This is a genomic window from Enterobacter sp. HK-058-C-ECC (assembly GCF_047531125.1).
GTDB classification, from domain to species: Bacteria; Pseudomonadota; Gammaproteobacteria; order Enterobacterales; family Enterobacteriaceae; genus Enterobacter; species Enterobacter quasiroggenkampii.
The window spans coordinates 16863-32611 of sequence record NZ_JBLKCH010000003.1 but is presented as its reverse complement, the minus strand read 5'-3'; the positions used below and the strand labels follow the sequence as shown (position 1 = coordinate 32611).

At 56.7% G+C, this 15749-nt stretch carries 14 protein-coding genes and 5 tRNA genes; 11 read left to right on the top strand and 8 right to left on the bottom strand.

Translation table 11 applies throughout. The features are described 5' to 3' along the window. The first annotated feature begins 168 nt into the window (after positions 1–168). The 11 genes from csrA (at position 169) to ACMWJS_RS08240 (ending at position 5576) form a co-directional block, all read left to right on the top strand. The gene (csrA, locus tag ACMWJS_RS08290; RefSeq protein ID WP_000906486.1) at positions 169–354 is read left to right on the top strand and encodes a carbon storage regulator CsrA; all 186 of its coding nucleotides are present in this window, start codon (positions 169–171) and stop codon (positions 352–354) included. A gap of 329 nt (positions 355–683) precedes the next feature. Beyond that, positions 684–776: transfer RNA gene (locus ACMWJS_RS08285), tRNA-Ser, on the top strand. A gap of 4 nt (positions 777–780) precedes the next feature. After that, a tRNA-Arg gene (locus ACMWJS_RS08280) sits at positions 781–857 on the top strand. 64 nt (positions 858–921) lie between these two features. Further along, a tRNA-Arg gene (locus ACMWJS_RS08275) sits at positions 922–998 on the top strand. A gap of 29 nt (positions 999–1027) precedes the next feature. Then, positions 1028–1104 (top strand) — tRNA-Arg (locus ACMWJS_RS08270). Positions 1105–1131: 27 nt separating this feature from the next. Further along, positions 1132–1208 (top strand) — tRNA-Arg (locus ACMWJS_RS08265). A 250-nt stretch (positions 1209–1458) separates the two neighbouring features. Continuing rightward, positions 1459–2025 carry a fructose-1-phosphate/6-phosphogluconate phosphatase gene (yqaB, locus tag ACMWJS_RS08260; protein ID WP_032648006.1) on the top strand — a complete coding sequence of 189 codons (567 nt, stop codon included), beginning with the start codon at positions 1459–1461 and terminating at the stop codon, positions 2023–2025. Beyond that, a complete protein-coding gene (locus tag ACMWJS_RS08255) occupies positions 2022–2450 on the top strand; it encodes a YqaA family protein (RefSeq protein WP_021241956.1) in 429 nt (142 codons plus the stop codon). The genes yqaB and ACMWJS_RS08255 overlap by 4 nt, the downstream gene beginning before the upstream one ends. 83 nt (positions 2451–2533) lie before the next feature. After that, the gene (gshA, locus tag ACMWJS_RS08250; RefSeq protein WP_045909305.1) at positions 2534–4078 is read left to right on the top strand and encodes a glutamate--cysteine ligase; all 1545 of its coding nucleotides are present in this window, start codon (positions 2534–2536) and stop codon (positions 4076–4078) included. A 153-nt stretch (positions 4079–4231) separates the two neighbouring features. Beyond that, complete coding sequence (gene luxS / locus ACMWJS_RS08245) at positions 4232–4747, top strand: S-ribosylhomocysteine lyase (protein WP_014833019.1); 516 nt, start codon at positions 4232–4234, stop codon at positions 4745–4747. A gap of 64 nt (positions 4748–4811) precedes the next feature. Then, the gene (locus ACMWJS_RS08240; RefSeq protein WP_414746933.1) at positions 4812–5576 is read left to right on the top strand and encodes an AraC family transcriptional regulator; all 765 of its coding nucleotides are present in this window, start codon (positions 4812–4814) and stop codon (positions 5574–5576) included. Here ACMWJS_RS08240 and leuA read toward each other — a convergent pair. From leuA to proV, 8 genes are all read right to left on the bottom strand, one after another. Next, complete coding sequence (leuA, locus tag ACMWJS_RS08235) at positions 5563–7218, bottom strand: 2-isopropylmalate synthase (RefSeq protein WP_414746932.1); 1656 nt, start codon at positions 7216–7218, stop codon at positions 5563–5565. The genes ACMWJS_RS08240 and leuA overlap by 14 nt on opposite strands. A 204-nt stretch (positions 7219–7422) precedes the next feature. Further along, positions 7423–8970: a multidrug efflux MFS transporter permease subunit EmrB gene (emrB, locus tag ACMWJS_RS08230; RefSeq protein ID WP_028014182.1), complete on the bottom strand. Its 1548-nt coding sequence runs from the start codon at positions 8968–8970 to the stop codon at positions 7423–7425. Between the two features lie 16 nt (positions 8971–8986). Further along, positions 8987–10159, bottom strand: a complete 1173-nt coding sequence (emrA, locus tag ACMWJS_RS08225) for a multidrug efflux MFS transporter periplasmic adaptor subunit EmrA (RefSeq protein WP_045909303.1) — start codon at positions 10157–10159, stop codon at positions 8987–8989. 126 nt (positions 10160–10285) lie between these two features. Next, positions 10286–10816 (bottom strand): transcriptional repressor MprA, encoded by a 531-nt coding sequence (mprA, locus tag ACMWJS_RS08220; protein WP_023308933.1) that lies wholly within the window; start codon positions 10814–10816, stop codon positions 10286–10288. A 313-nt stretch (positions 10817–11129) separates the two neighbouring features. Beyond that, positions 11130–12314: an MFS transporter gene (locus tag ACMWJS_RS08215; RefSeq protein WP_414746931.1), complete on the bottom strand. Its 1185-nt coding sequence runs from the start codon at positions 12312–12314 to the stop codon at positions 11130–11132. A 162-nt stretch (positions 12315–12476) separates the two neighbouring features. Beyond that, positions 12477–13472 (bottom strand): glycine betaine/L-proline ABC transporter substrate-binding protein ProX, encoded by a 996-nt coding sequence (gene proX, locus ACMWJS_RS08210; RefSeq protein WP_048029249.1) that lies wholly within the window; start codon positions 13470–13472, stop codon positions 12477–12479. A gap of 9 nt (positions 13473–13481) precedes the next feature. Next, positions 13482–14546 carry a glycine betaine/L-proline ABC transporter permease ProW gene (proW, locus tag ACMWJS_RS08205; RefSeq protein ID WP_248222190.1) on the bottom strand — a complete coding sequence of 355 codons (1065 nt, stop codon included), beginning with the start codon at positions 14544–14546 and terminating at the stop codon, positions 13482–13484. Then, positions 14539–15741, bottom strand: coding sequence for a glycine betaine/L-proline ABC transporter ATP-binding protein ProV (gene proV, locus ACMWJS_RS08200; protein ID WP_008502574.1), 1203 nt, complete (start codon positions 15739–15741; stop codon positions 14539–14541). Before proV ends, proW begins: the two co-directional genes overlap by 8 nt. Positions 15742–15749: the final 8 nt, after the last annotated feature.

The window sequence follows — 15749 nt, the reverse complement described above, 5'->3', positions numbered from 1 at the left end:
AAAGTCAGGTTGAGTTTGTGTATATCGGCTAAACTTACGTTTAACAGAATGTGATGCCGTGACTGCTTACACTTTACGTGTTTGTCATCGCTTACTTTTTGGCGTTATATGATGGATAATGCCGGGATACAAGAGACCCGACTCTTTTAATCTTTCAAGGAGCAAAGAATGCTGATTCTGACTCGTCGAGTTGGTGAGACCCTCATGATTGGGGATGAGGTCACCGTGACAGTTTTAGGGGTAAAGGGTAACCAGGTACGTATTGGTGTTAACGCTCCTAAAGAAGTATCTGTCCACCGTGAAGAGATCTACCAGCGTATCCAGGCTGAAAAATCCCAGCAGTCCAGTTACTGATATTGTCGCGCGAGACGCAACCCTCCCGCTATTTTTCCTGCTCAAAGTTACCGTTTAATTTCAATCGCTCTCTTTTTAACCACTCCGCTACCCTTATCTCGTCCCAACACCGTCCTTTCTGCATCAGTTTTCTGTGAAGATGCCTGCAAAATCCGCTTATAAAACACCCTCTTTGCGGCTTTTACATGCGAATTGCGTGTGATTTGTGCAAACGATAAAAGCTTTTGGAAAATTGTTTGACTTATAAGTCCCAGAAAGTAATATATGCGCCACGCAGCGACGAGAAGCTCTTAACGAGTTGCTCGAAGCACTCGAAAGAGGCGTTGTGTGGTGAGGTGGCCGAGAGGCTGAAGGCGCTCCCCTGCTAAGGGAGTATGCGGTCAAAAGCTGCATCCGGGGTTCGAATCCCCGCCTCACCGCCATTTTGCATCCGTAGCTCAGCTGGATAGAGTACTCGGCTACGAACCGAGCGGTCGGAGGTTCGAATCCTCCCGGATGCACCATCTATTACTTCATATTGCTTTAGAAGTGATATGAATATCGAGCAGTACAGTAGTAAATCCCGATGCATCCGTAGCTCAGCTGGATAGAGTACTCGGCTACGAACCGAGCGGTCGGAGGTTCGAATCCTCCCGGATGCACCATTTACTATTTCTGAAAGCAGTACCCTGATGCATCCGTAGCTCAGCTGGATAGAGTACTCGGCTACGAACCGAGCGGTCGGAGGTTCGAATCCTCCCGGATGCACCATTACTGTTTCTAAAAGCATTTCCCGATGCATCCGTAGCTCAGCTGGATAGAGTACTCGGCTACGAACCGAGCGGTCGGAGGTTCGAATCCTCCCGGATGCACCATATTCTCCTGGATAACAGCGATGCTGTTGTTTTAAGGTCAGCGAGTTAATCGCAAGCACCAGGGAGGATAACGTTGCTTTAGCAACGGCCCGCAGGGCGAGGCGTAAGCCGAGTAATTCTCCCGGATGCACCATCTTCTCCTTCTTTGTTTATTCCTTCGACGTTCCGTCAGCAATCACTCTCTCTGTCAGCGACAAAAACCACCATTTACGATAAAGTAATGCTTTGTTAATCGGTTAGCGAGAGCACGATGTACGCACAGTATGACGGTTTGATCTTCGATATGGATGGTACCCTTCTGGATACCGAACCCACGCATCGTCAAGCCTGGACCGACGTCCTGGGCCGCTACGGTATGCGTTTCGACCTTCAGGCGATGATCGCCCTCAACGGCTCTCCAACCTGGCGTATTGCACAGGCCGTGATTGAACTGAATCAGGCCGATCTCGACCCGCACCTGCTCGCACGCGAAAAAACCGATGCGGTAAAAGCCATGCTTTTGGATACCGTACGTCCTTTGCCGCTGATTGATGTGGTAAAAGAGTGGCACGGGCGTCGCCCGATGTCGGTGGGGACGGGTAGCGAAAGCGCGATTGCAGAGGCATTACTCAATCATCTTGGCCTGCGCCACTATTTCTCTGCCGTGGTTGCCGCCGATCATGTTAAACATCACAAGCCTGCACCTGACACCTTCCTGCTCTGCGCAGAATTAATGGGCGTCCCGGCGGCAAAATGCGTCGTGTTTGAAGACGCCGATTTCGGCATCCAGGCCGCGCGTGATGCTGGAATGGATGCGGTGGATGTGCGCTTACTGTGAGTGACGCGCTGTCACTTGCCTCATTATTCGCCAGCAGTTTTCTCAGCGCCACGCTGTTACCGGGCAATTCGGAAGTGGTGCTGGTGGCGATGCTGTTGTCTGGCGTGAGTCAGCCCTGGCTGCTTGTAGTAATAGCAACAATGGGTAATAGCCTTGGAGGGCTGACTAACGTTATTCTTGGGCGTTTCTTTCCGCTGCGTGAAAAATCGCGCTGGCAGGAAAAGGCAGTCGGCTGGCTAAAACGCTATGGCGCTGCCACGCTGTTATTAAGCTGGATGCCTGTAATAGGCGATTTACTGTGTCTGCTGGCGGGATGGATGCGCATCTCCTGGGGACCGGTGCTCTTTTTTTTGTGCCTTGGCAAGGCGTTGCGTTATGTCCTCGTGGCATGGGCAACGCTGCAGGGTATGACGTGGTGGCACTAATTGGTGGAATGAATACGCGACCTTCAATCGTCAACCATTACAATTATGCTGAGTAACATTACTTTGACAGGCGGGAGGTCAATTTGATCCCGGACGTATCTCAGGCGCTGGCCTGGCTGGAAAACCACCCTCAGGCATTGAAGGGTATTCAGCGTGGTCTCGAGCGTGAAACGCTGCGCGTTAACGCGGACGGCAGTTTAGCGACAACGGGTCACCCGAAGGCGTTAGGCTCGGCGCTGACACATAAATGGATCACAACCGATTTCGCTGAAGCGCTGCTGGAGTTCATCACCCCAGTAGAGGGTGATATTGATCATATGCTGACGATCATGCGCGATATCCATCGCTACACCGCGCGCAACCTGGGCGACGAGCGCATGTGGCCCCTCAGCATGCCGTGCTATATCGAGCAGGGCCAGGAGATTGAGCTGGCACAGTACGGCACGTCAAATATCGGCCGGCTGAAAACGCTCTACCGTGAGGGGCTGAAAAACCGCTACGGCGCGTTGATGCAGACCATCTCTGGCGTGCACTACAACTTCTCGTTGCCAATGGCATTCTGGGAAGCGAAATGCGGTGAAACGGATAAAGACGCTATCTCAGCAGGCTACTTCCGCCTGATCCGAAACTATTACCGTTTCGGCTGGGTGATCCCGTATCTGTTCGGTGCATCGCCTGCTATTTGCTCATCCTTCCTGCAGGGAAAACCGACGACGCTGCCGTTCGAGAAGACTGACTGCGGAATGTACTATCTCCCGTACGCCACCTCTCTGCGCCTGAGCGATCTCGGCTATACCAATAAATCGCAAAGCAATCTCGGTATTACGTTTAACGAATTGCACGAATATGTGGCAGGATTGAAGCGGGCGATCAAAACCCCGTCAGAAGAGTACGAGAAAATCGGCCTCGAAAAAGACGGTAAGCGTTTGCAGATCAACAGCAATGTGCTGCAGATTGAAAACGAGCTGTATGCGCCTATTCGTCCTAAGCGCGTGACGCGCAGCGGGGAAACCCCGTCGGATGCGCTGCAGCGCGGCGGGATCGAATACATTGAAGTGCGCTCGCTGGATATCAACCCGTTCTCACCGATTGGCGTTGATGAACAGCAGATTCGCTTCCTGGATCTGTTTATGGTCTGGTGCGTGCTGGCGGATGCGCCGGAAATGAGTTCAGATGAACTGCTCTGTACCCGTACAAACTGGAACCGCGTGATTCTGGAAGGGCGTAAGCCGGGTCTGACGCTGGGTATCGGCTGCGAAACGGCACAGTTCCCGCTGACGAAAGTCGGCAAAGATCTGTTCCGCGATCTGAAGCGTGTTGCCCGGACGATGGACAGCATCGACGGCGGGGATGCGTATCAACAGATTTGCGACCAGCTGGTGGAATGCTTTGATAACCCGGAACTGACGTTCTCAGCACGCATTCTGCGTTCTATGATTGATCAGGGCATTGGTGGTACGGGGCGTTCACTCTCGGCGGAGTACCGTGAGATGCTGATCCAGGAGCCGTTAGAAATCCTGAGCGAAGCAGATTTTGTCGCGGAACGCGAAGCGTCCGTTGTGCGTCAGAAAGAGGTTGAAGCGGCGGATACCGAGTCGTTTGAGGCGTTTCTGGCGAAGCAGGCTTAAGCAGAAAAGAAAAAGGCCACATCGCTGTGGCCAAAATATACATCTCTGAATTCAGGGATGATGATAACAAATGCGCGTCTTTCATATACTCAGACGCGCATTCTGTAGAAGAGTTCAGTTTATTTTAAAAAAAATCACTATCGGAGGTGACGTATGCCGTTATTAGATAGCTTTACTGTCGACCATACCCGTATGGAAGCACCTGCAGTCCGCGTGGCGAAGACCATGCACACCCCGCACGGCGACACGATCACCGTCTTCGATCTGCGTTTCTGCGTGCCAAACAAAGAAGTGATGCCGGAGAAAGGCATTCATACGCTGGAACACCTGTTCGCTGGCTTCATGCGTGACCACCTGAACGGCAACGGCGTTGAGATCATCGATATCTCTCCGATGGGCTGCCGTACCGGTTTCTACATGAGCCTGATTGGTCAGCCTGAAGAGAAACGTGTGGCAGATGCCTGGAAAGCGGCCATGCAGGACGTGCTGAAGGTGAAAGAGCAGAACCAGATCCCTGAGCTGAACGTTTACCAGTGCGGTACCTACCAGATGCACTCTCTGGAAGAAGCGCAGGAAATCGCGCGTCATATCATCGAGCGTGATGTGCGCGTGAACAGCAACGAAGAGCTGGCCCTGCCGAAAGAAAAACTGCAGGAACTGCACATCTAGTATTGTGCCTGTGGATGCCCGGTGGCGCTTCGCTTACCGGGCCTACATTGTGTTGGTGCCTCCTTTGACCACAACCTTAACCTTCTCCTTTACCCACCGTCCCCTCGTTCCGTTTGCCCATGATTACGTTCATGGTGACAGCGAACCCTGGCACAAGCACGACTGCGCGCAGCTGCTGCACACCCTGAGAGGCGTGGTACGGGTGGATACCGCATCAGGCTGTTGGGTTGTTCCTCCCGGTCGCGGCGTCTGGCTGCCTGCGGGCACGCAGCATTCCCTGCGCATTACCGGCAACGTGGCGGCGCGAACGCTGTTTATTGATCCGCTGGCGCGGGCCGATCTCCCGGCCACCTGCCAGATCGTGCAGATCACGCCGCTGCTGCGCGAGCTGATCCTCGTCTGCCTTGCTTTACCTGAATCGTACTCACCCGGAAGCCGGGATGAGCGCGTCTATGAGCTCATTCTCGATGAAATCCGCACTATGCCGGTGCTGCCGTTTCACCTGCCGGAGCCGGAAAGTGAGGCGCTACGTCGCCTGTGTCTGCAAATCCGGCAACACCCGGGTGAAAGCTGGAGCAGCGCGCAGGCTTCGAGCATGATGAACATGAGCGAGCGCACGCTGAACCGCCATTTTCAGCAGCAGACGGGATTAAGCTACGGAGAGTGGTTGAGGAGGGCGCGCCTGCTGGAAGCCTTAGTGCGGCTGGCGCAGGGCCAGCCGGTATTACGCGTGGCGCTGGATCTGGGGTACGGCAGTCACAGCGCCTTTACGGCCATGTTCCGTCGGGTGATGGGCGTCTCTCCCAGCGATTACTTTAAGAACGACTGACGGCGTTAAAGAGCGCCTGAAGCGACGCGCGCGCCACGTCGCTATCAATGCCCACGCCCCAGCGGCTGCTGCCGTCCTGGAACAGACAGCGGATGTAGGCCACCGAGCGGCTGTCGCTGCGTTCACCTAACGTATGCTCGTGATAATCCTTAATCACGAACGGGGCGTTGACCCAGCGGCTCAGGCCGTGAGCGGCGGCGGAGAGCAGACCGTTGCCCTGACCTTCCAGCTGGCGCGTTCCTCCCTGTGTGACGACGCTGGCCGTCAAACGCAGCTGGCCGTCCTGCTGGCTGTCGCTGCGGTAGGATTGCAGCGCATAGTGCGGCGTTGCCACCAGGCCGTAGCGGGTGCGGAACAGCTGCCACAGTGCATTTTGCGTCATCTCTTTTCCGTGACGATCGGTTTCCTGCTGCACGTGCTGGCTGAAATCCTGCTGCAGGGCGCGGGGCAGTTTCAGCCCATGGTTTTGCTCAATCAGCCACGCGCTGCCGCTTTTTCCTGACTGGCTGTTTACGCGGATCACCGCTTCGTAGGTGCAGCCGATATCCTGGGGATCGACGGGCAGGTAAGGCATCTCCCAGCGATCGCCTGGCCTGCGGGCATCAAAGCCTTTTTTAATCGCGTCCTGGTGCGAACCGGAGAAGGCGGTATAGGCCAGCCGTCCTGCCCACGGATGGCGCGGGTGGACCGGCAACTGATTGCAGGTTTCCACCACTTCCACCACCCGGTTCATTTCGCTAAAGTCCAGATTCGGGCTAACCCCCTGGCTGTAGAGGTTCATCGCCAGCGTTACCAGGCAGACGTTACCCGTACGTTCCCCGTTACCAAACAGACAGCCCTCCACGCGGTCAGCCCCTGCCATTACGGCCAGCTCCGCGCAGGCAACGCCGGTACCGCGGTCGTTATGCGGATGCACGCTGATGCAGACATCGCGGCGGCGGCTGAAGTGGCGGCAGAAATACTCGATCTGGTCGGCATAGACGTTCGGCGTGCTCACTTCGACGGTGGCAGGTAAGTTGATCACCATAGGCCGCTCGTCGCACGGCTGCCAGATTTCCGCCACGGCTTCACAAATCTCCAGCGCAAACTCCGGCTCGGTAAAGCAGAAGGTTTCCGGGGAGTATTCATATTGCCAGCGGGTGTCGGGATTTTCCTCACACAGCTGGCGAATAAGCCGAGTCGAGCGCGTCGCCAGCTCAACGATTTGCGCTTTCTCCATGCCGAAGACCAGGCGGCGGAACAGCGGAGCGGTGGCGTTATACAGATGCACGGTAGCCTGCTTCGCGCCGCGCAGGGATTCAAAAGTGCGATGGATGAGATCTTCCCGTGCCTGAGTGAGCACCTGAATTGTCACGTCATCCGGGATGCGGTTCTCTTCAATCAGCTGGCGAACGAAGTTGAAATCCGTCTGTGAGGCGGAAGGAAAGGCAACCTCGATCTCTTTGAATCCGCAGTCCAGCAACAGAGCCCAGAACTGCAGCTTGCGGGCGCTGTCCATCGGCTCGGCAAGGGCCTGGTTGCCGTCGCGCAGGTCGGTCGAGAGCCAGCGCGGCGCGCGGGTGATGCGTTGTTCCGGCCAGCGACGGTCGGGCAGGGAAAGGGTGGGATAGGGTTGGTACTTGTCGGCGGGTGTGTTCAGCATGATGCGCTCCTGTTGTCTTTTCACTATCGTGAATCGATTTCAGGCGCGCTGCTTTATCGGAACTGACAATGGCTGTCGCGTTCTGGACACAGTGCGGTTTTTTGCCGGATGGCGGCTACGCCTTATCCGGCCTACGTTCGTAGGCCCGGTAAGCGTAGCGCCACCGGGCAACCGTCGCACAGAACGAGCAACCCGCGCGCAAGACTAGTGCGCGCCGCCACCGCCGCCACCGGCACCAAACGGCGGTCTGGCAAACCACACCAGCCCCAGCAGGACGATAAAGATCCCTGCCGATATCCAGAAAATCTCGTTGGCCGAGATAATCAGCCCCTGGTTGGTGATCTGCTGGGCAATCCAGCCGGACGCCTGCTGCTCCGTCATTCCCATCCCCTGAAGCTGGCTATACATCTGCTGAGCATTCGGGTTGTACGGGTTCACTGCTTCGGTCAGCTGAGCGTGGTGCATCGATTCGCGGTTCGTCCACAGGGTGGTGGTGATCGACGTACCGATGGAGCCCGCCAGCGTACGGGTGAAGTTCGACAGGCTCGACGCGGCTGCCAGACGCTCGGGTGGTAAGCCAGAGAGCGTGATGGTGGTCAGCGGCATAAAGAAGCACGCCACCGCGAAGCCCTGAATGAACTGCGGCCACGCCGAGGCGCCAAAGTCCATTCCCGGCTCAAAGGTATACGCACGCCAGTAGAAGCACACCGCATACATGATGAAGCTGAACGTCACCAGCCGACGCATGTCGAGCTTATGGGCGAAGCGGCCAATTATCGGCGACAGCAGGACCGGGATCACCCCAACGGGTGCTGACGCCAGACCCGCCCAGGTGGCGGTATAGCCATACACCTCCTGCAACAGCTGCGGCAGCAGAACAATCGCGCCGAAGTAGAGCATATAGGCGAGGCTGATACACAGGCAGCCGATGGTGAAGTTTCGCGACTTAAACAGCGAGAGATCGACTATCGGGTTGTCGTCCGTCAGCTCCCAGACGATCAGGAAGCTGATCGACACCACCGCGACAATGGTCAGGATGATAATTTCCTGCGAGTTGAACCAGTCGAGCTCTTTACCGCGGTCGAGCATGATCTGCAGACTGCCGATACCCAGGATCAGCAGCGCCAGCCCGATGCTGTCGATACGCCGTTGTTCGGTGCGCGTCTCTCGTCCCCGCAGCGACTGCAGCGTCATCAATACCACGACGGCGCCAATCGGTACGTTGATGAAAAAGATCCAGCCCCAGTGGTAGTTATCGCTGATGTACCCGCCCAGAATCGGTCCGCAGATAGGCGCGACGATAACGGTCATCGACCAGAGCGCCAGCGCGACGGAACGTTTTGCGGGAGGGTAGTTGCTCAGCAGCAAACTCTGGGAAAGCGGGATCAGCGGCCCCGCGACAATCCCCTGAATGACGCGGAAGAAAATCAGCATCGTCAGGCTGCTGGACATGCCGCACGCCCACGAGGCCAGTACAAACGCCACCGTGGACCAGAGGAACAGCTTCACCTCACCGACGCGCTTTGCCAGCCAGCCGGTGATCGGAATGGAGATGGCGTTTGCCACCCCAAACGAGGTAATGACCCAGGTCCCCTGGCTCAGCGACGAGCCAAGGTTACCGGCGATGGTTGGGATCGCCACGTTTGCGATGGTGGAGTCCAGCACCTGCATGAATGTCGCCAGCGACAGCGCAATGGTCATAATGACCAGCTGCGCGCCTTCCAGCGGTTTTTGCGGCTTTTGCTGTTGCATAACGCTCACCTTCGGATTAACCGGCGTTTGCCTTCACGATGTCATCGATCAGCTTGTTGACCGGATCGAGGCTAATTTCACGGGCGTTACTTTCATAAGCCGGGCTGCTACGCACCTGGCTTGCCAGGATCTGACCGTCGCGGTTGGCGGTGTCAACCGTCACCAGCGTGGAGAGGCCGATACGCAGCGGATGATCCGCCAGCTGCTTAGCATCCAGTTCGATACGCACGGGCAGACGCTGTACGACTTTGATCCAGTTACCGGTGGCGTTCTGCGCAGGCAGCAGGGAGAAGGCGCTGCCGGTCCCCATATCCAGACCCACCACTTTCCCGGTGTACTTCACGTCATCGCCATAGATGTCGCTGACAACCGTCGCGGTCTGGCCGATACGCATATGCGCAAGCTGCGTCTCTTTAAAGTTGGCGTCGACCCACAGGTTGTCTGCCGGTACGACCGCCATCAGCGGCGTGGTCGGGCTAATCTGCGCCCCAGGCTGAACGGAACGACGGGAGACATAGCCGGTCATCGGGCTGACGATTTTAGTACGCTGCAGGGCAAGCCACGCGTTGCGCACTTCGGTCGCCGCCTGCTGAACGGCAGGCTGGTTTTCCAGGCTGGTGCCCAGCACCATCGCCTGGTTGGCGTTGTACTGTTGAATGGCCACATCCAGCTGTGCCTGAGCGCTGGCGACGGCGTCGCGGGCGTGCTGCAGCTCTTCACGGCCAATCAGGTTGGCGGTGCCGAGCGGCACGCGGCGGTTCAGGTCACTCTGCGCCTGTGCGAGTGCGGTTTTCTGCACGTCGATGTTGGCCTGCAGCTGCTTGCTGTTGATCATCAGCTGGCGGGTCTGGCGGACGCTGGAGGCCAGCGCGGTCTGTGCTTTTTCAAACGCCTGCTGGGCGTCGGTTGGATCGAGAGTCACCAACACATCGCCTTTTTGCACAAAGTCGGTATTGTCAGCCCAGACTTTCGTCACGCTGCCCGACACCTGCGCCATAATTTGTACCTGGTTCCCTGCCACGTACGCGTCGTCAGTCTCTTCAGCATGACGCAGTACTAAAAACCAATAGATCCCATATGCCACGGCAATAATGATAAAGAGCAAGGTCAACAGAAGAAGGGCGCTCTTACGTTTGCCTTTCTTGTTGGCCGGTTGCTGCGGGGTAGTGCTCTCCGCATTTGCGCTCATTGTTGTTCTCCACGATCTTCTTATTTTCACATCGGCTGAGCCGACCTGTTGTCAGAAAGGCCAGCAGTGTGACGTGCTGGCCTGTCGGTTTTCTTATGAATCTGGAATGGTGAGCGTGTCGTCGCGTTAGCGCAGCGCCTCAAGAACGGCGCCGTCTTCATCCATCTGGTCCAGACGGGTGAGCAGCTTGCGAGTGATGTGCTCAAGCTGGTCACGCTCGGCGGTGCTGAGGGCGGACCAGAGTTTGTGCAGGCAATTGTGCTGAGGTGGCAGCACCTCGCGCAGGAACTGGTGACCTTTATCGGTCAGTTGCAGATGCAGGCAGCGGCGATCGTTGTCGCTTTCACGGCGCTCAATCCAGCCACGCTTTTCGAGCTCATCGGCAATTCGGGTCGCATTGGTACGGGAGGAGCCCAGCGCGCAGCTCAGCTCGGAAGGCTGAATGCTGTGGTTTTCCTGAGACTCCAGCGTGATCAACGCCATAAACAATGTCTCGTTAATCCCTTGAGCTTTCAGCATTTTATTACGGTTTTCCAGTAGCTTACCCTGCATGTGCATGCACAGGCGAGTCAGCAGGATTTCCTGGTACGGGAAGTCCTCATGGCGACTGGCGCGGAATTTAAGCATTTGTTCAATGGGCGTAAACGAACTATCCATTTGGGCATAACCTCATTAATTACAGCCGATATAGTAACGATAGTGACAAATAATGTAAATGAATTATTTGTGCGGTTATATCCGCCAAATTAATGTCACCATCAGAAAGCGCCGGGTAAGTCCGTGACCCGGTGAGCACAGAAAGCGTAGGGTGTGAACCCGCTGAAGAGAGGATGTGAGGACGGGGGTCTGAACTATTCATGCCAATTGTAAATATGTCACCCACATTAAAATTTCTGGGATAAATGATTACGTTTACATTAACAGAGTGAAGGGCCTCTTAACACCCTAAGAGGCCAACGCAATGTAAAACTTAATGAATTGCATCCTGACGATGGTAGCCGCGCCACCATACTAGAAGGTTAAGCGTGGCGACGATGGCGCCGATCGCACATACCCCTGACCAGCCGGCATGCTGCCATGCCGAGGCGGAAATGAGCGAGCCCGCCGCGCCGCCAATGAAGTAGCTGGTCATGTACCCGGCCGTCAGGCGGTTACGCGCCTCTGGCTTCACGCGATAGATGACGGTCTGATTGGTGATGTGAACGCCCTGCACGGTGAGATCGAGCACCAGGATACCGACGATCAGCGCCAGCACCGAGACGTGCCCATACCAGATTGCCGCCCAGGAGAGCAGGAGTAATATCAGCCCCGCGGAGGTGGTCAGGTGGGATTTGCCCTTGTCGGCCAGCCCGCCTGCGGGACGCGCGCCCAGTGCGCCTGCGGCACCGGCCAGACCGAACAGGCCAATCACCCCTTCGGAATAATTGAACGGCGGCGCGGCCAGCAGAAACGCCATCGACGTCCACAGAATGCTGAAGTTGGCGAAGGTGAAGCAGCCCAGCAGGGCGCGGGTGCGCAGAAGTTTATCCTGGGTGAACAGGCTGAAAACGGAGGCCAGCAGCTGCGGGTAGTTCAGGTGATTTTCCTGCTTCACTTTTGGCAGCCCGCGCCACAGTGCCAGCGCCATGATGACCATCAGCACGCTCGCCACCCAGTATACGGTGCGCCAGCCGCCGAGGCTTGCCAGCAGCCCGGCAACGGTACGCGCCAGCAAAATCCCCAGCAGCAGGCCGCTCATGATGGTGCCCACCACCTTGCCGCGTTTTTCCGGGGAGGCGAGGGTCGCTGCGAGCGGAACCAGGATTTGCGCGACCACGGAGAACAACCCCGTCAGCGCGGTACCGATAATCATCATCGTCAGCGACTGGCTGCTGGCGGTGATCAGCATCCCACCGGCGGCCAGCAGGGTCATGGAGACGATCAGCATTCGGCGTTCAAACATATCGCCGAGCGGCACCAGGAACAGCAGCCCGGCGGCATAACCGAGCTGGGCTGCGGTGACAATAAAGCCTGCTGAACTGGCGGAAAGGTCAAACGCGCGGGCGATGGTGTCGAGAAGAGGTTGCGCGTAATAGTTGCTGGCGACGGCCAGACCCGTGGCCACGGACATTAAAAGAATGAGTGCGGGGCTAAGCCCTTGAGCTGTTTTTGTCATTGGTTTCAGGAATCGTTAGTTAAGTGATTATTTTTCCGGAAACCATAATAGCGAATGATTGTGAATGTTGGGGGATTGTTGTGTGTGTGTTTGTGCGGTTAGCCCTCACCCTCTTCCCTTTGGGATGTACAGGGGAGAGGGTGAGGGGTAGGGTTTTGTTTTTTACTTCTGCGCCTCAAGCGCCTCTTTCACCCAGCCGTCAAACTGCTGCTGGTGGGCTTTGATCCAGCCGTCGACGTGGCCTTTGACATCTGCCTCAGACGATTTACCCGCGTGCATCATCGCGTTCTGGGCGTTGATGTCCGCCAGCGGCAGCTTCATCACCGAGAACAGCTTCGCCGCGGCCGGGTTTTTTTCGGCCCAGGCTTTGTTCGCCACGATATGCATGGTGTTCACCGGGAAGCCGTAGTTCATACCGTTCGGCAGTTTGGTGTCGATATCTTTCTGCTCGCCCGGGAGGGAGGAGAACGGCACCTGCAGCCACACCACGTCTTTCCCCGGCTTCAGCACGTCGCTCACCCAGTATGGCGTCCAGGTGTAGTAAATCACCGGTTTACCCTCTTTGAAGCGGGCAATGGTGTCGGCCATCATCGCAGAATAGTTGCCGTGGCTCACGTCGACCGTTTTCGCCAGATCGAACGCCTTGTTCTGGTGGTTAATCACCGCTTCGCAGCCCCAGCCCGGCGAGCAGCCCATCATGTCGGCCTTGCCGTCACCGTTGGTGTCGAACAGTTTGGCGATCTTCGGATCTTTCAGCTGTTCGATATTGGTGATGTGGTATTGGTCGGCTGTTTTCTTGTCGATCAGATATCCCTGCGCCGCGCCAGTGACAAAGGTGCCTTCACGGTAGAATTTCTTGTCGCCACCGGCGGCGGCATACATGTCGTCGTGCAGCGGCTGCCAGTTCACGGCGGTGAAGGTGGCGTCACCGGAGGCAATCGAGGTATAGCCCACGTTGTAATCCACTTCGCTCGGCGTGTTAACCGTGTAGCCGAGTTTTTCCAGCGCGCGGCTGACGATCAGGGTCTGGAAGCTCTCTTCCGAAATGGTGCTCTGCACCGGCTGCACGGTAATGCCTTTGCCCGGCAGATCAGCCGCGAACGTGCTGGTGGAGACAAGGGTGGCAAACGCTGTGGCAAAAAGGACGTTATGTCGCATCGTTGTTCCTTATTTTCTAAAGGGGCGGGTGAGTAACCCGACAGGGCCGGTGGAATACCAGCGACGGTTGCCGCGACTGCGTGAATCGCGACCGACGGCCTGGGTCAGGCGGTCAAGAATAATGGCGAGGATCACGATCCCGACGCCGCCGACGGTGGCCAGCCCCATGTCGAGACGGCCAATGCCGCGCAGCACCATCTGACCGAGACCGCCAACGGCGATCATCGAGGCAATCACCACCATCGACAGGGCCAGCATCAGCGTCTGGTTAACGCCCGCCATGATGGTTGGCATGGCCAGCGGGAGCTGAACCTTAAACAGCATCTGGCGCGGGCTGGCACCGAACGAGCGTGACGCTTCGATCAGGTCCGCAGGCACCTGGTTGATCCCGAGAATGGTCAGACGAATAATCGGCGGCAGGGCAAAGATAATGGTGACCACCACACCCGGCACGTTGCCGATGCCGAACAGCATCACAATCGGCACCAGATAGACGAACGCCGGGGTGGTCTGCATTGCATCCAGTAGCGGACGGATAATCTTCGCCGCCCGCGGGCTGCGCGCCAGCCAAATCCCCATCGGCAGGCCGATGACAACGCAGAAGAGCAGGGCGGTCAGCACCAGCGCCAGGGTGATCATCGCCTGCGACCAGGCCCCAATCGCGCCGATGGCAATCAGCGAAATCAGCGTGGCGACACCCATGCCGGCGCTGCCAAACTGCCAGGCGATCAGGGAGAACAGGATAATCGCCACCGGTGCCGGCATGCCCAGCATCAGCTGCTGGAAGCCGTTCAGGATGTAATCCACCGGGATGCGGATCCCCTGGAACACCGGGCGGAAGTGCGTCACCACCCAGTCGATCCCCTCCGTGACCCAGCTGTCCAGCGGGATCAGCGTTTTATGGAACGGGTCCATGATGTTGAAGTGTTCTGGCGCAGGCGCGGGGGCGCTGTTCAGCCAGTCTGCCGCGCCGCCGCCGTCGGCGGGGGCTGGCGTGGAACCCCACGCGTCGGCGGATTGTGCAGCGTTATCCGCTGCTTCAGTGGTTCCCCACGGGTTAGTTTGGTCAGCCATTGTTTGCCCCCTCGCGATCTAAAGCCTGCAGCAGCATCCGTTTTGAGATGATGCCGACGTACTGTTGTTCCTCACCCACCACCGGCACGGCGCACGGCGCCTGCCCTACGTGAGAGAGCAACTCGCTGAGCGGCGTTTCGGCGTCCACGGCAAGCGGAGCGTCAATCAACGCCGCATCGATGCCCTGGTTTTCGCTAAGCGCGGTTTTCAGAGAGTCGATGGAGACAACGCCGACAAATTTATTGCCGCGTTCAACCAGATAACCGTATTCACGGTCTTCGTCCTGCAGCAGCTTAAGCGCCGAGCGCGGGCCGAAGCCTGGGGTTTTACGAATAATGCCGTTTGGCGTTCGACGGGCAATATCTTTGGCGCTAAAGACCTGGCTAATATCCACGCCACGGAAGAAGGTGCGGACATAATCATTCGCCGGATTATTGAGTATTTCATCCGGCGTGCCGACCTGCACCACTTCACCGTTTTGCATAATGGCAATACGGTCGCCAATACGCATGGCTTCATCCAAATCGTGGGAAATAAAGACAATGGTTCGCTGATGTTTAGCCTGTAATTTTACCAGCTCATCCTGCATCTCGGTGCGAATTAACGGATCGAGGGCGGAGAAAGCTTCGTCCATTAATAAAATGTCTGGATTAATGGCTAATGCGCGGGCTAATCCCACGCGCTGACGCATACCGCCGGAAAGTTCATCCGGGTACGCATGCGCATAATTTTCCAGCCCTACCTGACGCAGGGCATCAAGGGCTTTTTCCTGACGTTCCTGCGCAGGCGTGCCGGCTAATTCCATGCCGAAGGCGGTATTATCCAGTACCGTCATGTGCGGCATCAGCGCGAATGACTGGAATACCATCGCAATCTTCTTTCTGCGCACCTCGCGAAGCTCGGCGTCTGATATTCTGGCGATATCCACGCCGTCAATCAGTACCTGTCCGCGGGTGGGTTCAATCAGGCGATTGAGAAGGCGAACCATAGTGGATTTACCCGAACCGGATAATCCCATGATGACAAAAATCTCGCCTTCTTCAATGGCCAGACTGGCGTCTTTAACGCCAAGCGATAGCCCGGTTTTTTCCAGAATTTGCTCTTTCGAAAGGCCTTTCTCAATATATTTGAATGCGCGCTGCGGATGCTCGCCAAATACTTTATAAAGATTTTTCACTTCTAATTTAATTGCCATGCAATAGA

What these genes read in the sequence shown, in the direction of transcription:
- csrA (WP_000906486.1), top strand. Translation starts at nt 169, where the DNA reads ATGCTGATTCTGACTCGTCGAGTTGGTGAGACCCTCATGATTGGGGAT.
- yqaB (WP_032648006.1), top strand. Translation starts at nt 1,459, where the DNA reads ATGTACGCACAGTATGACGGTTTGATCTTCGATATGGATGGTACCCTT.
- luxS (WP_014833019.1), top strand. Translation starts at nt 4,232, where the DNA reads ATGCCGTTATTAGATAGCTTTACTGTCGACCATACCCGTATGGAAGCA.
- leuA (WP_414746932.1), bottom strand. Translation starts at nt 7,218, where the DNA reads ATGCTGAACACACCCGCCGACAAGTACCAACCCTATCCCACCCTTTCC.
- emrB (WP_028014182.1), bottom strand. Translation starts at nt 8,970, where the DNA reads ATGCAACAGCAAAAGCCGCAAAAACCGCTGGAAGGCGCGCAGCTGGTC.
- emrA (WP_045909303.1), bottom strand. Translation starts at nt 10,159, where the DNA reads ATGAGCGCAAATGCGGAGAGCACTACCCCGCAGCAACCGGCCAACAAG.
- mprA (WP_023308933.1), bottom strand. Translation starts at nt 10,816, where the DNA reads ATGGATAGTTCGTTTACGCCCATTGAACAAATGCTTAAATTCCGCGCC.
- ACMWJS_RS08215 (WP_414746931.1), bottom strand. Translation starts at nt 12,314, where the DNA reads ATGACAAAAACAGCTCAAGGGCTTAGCCCCGCACTCATTCTTTTAATG.
- proX (WP_048029249.1), bottom strand. Translation starts at nt 13,472, where the DNA reads ATGCGACATAACGTCCTTTTTGCCACAGCGTTTGCCACCCTTGTCTCC.
- proW (WP_248222190.1), bottom strand. Translation starts at nt 14,546, where the DNA reads ATGGCTGACCAAACTAACCCGTGGGGAACCACTGAAGCAGCGGATAAC.
- proV (WP_008502574.1), bottom strand. Translation starts at nt 15,741, where the DNA reads ATGGCAATTAAATTAGAAGTGAAAAATCTTTATAAAGTATTTGGCGAG.